Below are 510 nucleotides of genomic sequence, written 5' to 3' on the forward strand. Positions count from 1 at the left end.
GAGACTAGGCGAACATCGTATCCGTACTTTGTCATCAACGAACATGAATCGATCGCTTCGGTGTAACAGTCCTCACGCGCTTGACGATGTACTTTAAGAATATCGCGCAAATAAAAGCTTTGTGGCGCTTTCGCTAATCGAGATAACGAACGATCGTGAACGTCTTTCACGACGTCTTCATTGTCGACAAGGACAAAGGTCTCTACTGGAGGACAAGTAGTGATCGCACTACCGTGACTTTTGACCGCTTCGATATTTCGGTTGATAATTTCGTCATTGATTAAAGGTCGAACGCCATCATGAATCAAAACAACAGAGTTATGATTAAATTCTTCTTCTATCTTACATAAGCCGTTAAATATAGATTCCTGGCCAGTTTCACCACCGGGAATAACAAACTTCACTTTCTGAATATCAAATTTGAACAACAGTTTACGTAAATAATCGATCCACGGTTCAACGCAAACCACAACAATGGCATCAATGTTTTTGTTCTCTTCAAACTTCTCA

At 40.6% G+C, this 510-nt stretch carries 1 protein-coding gene; it reads right to left on the reverse strand.

Annotation, left to right across the window (positions count from 1 at the left end):
• Window positions 1-510 (reverse strand): IspD/TarI family cytidylyltransferase (locus R7R24_RS30570; protein WP_318120697.1); only part of this gene is annotated, 510 nt, incomplete at both ends.

The organism is Vibrio sp. 704, assembly GCF_033339295.1.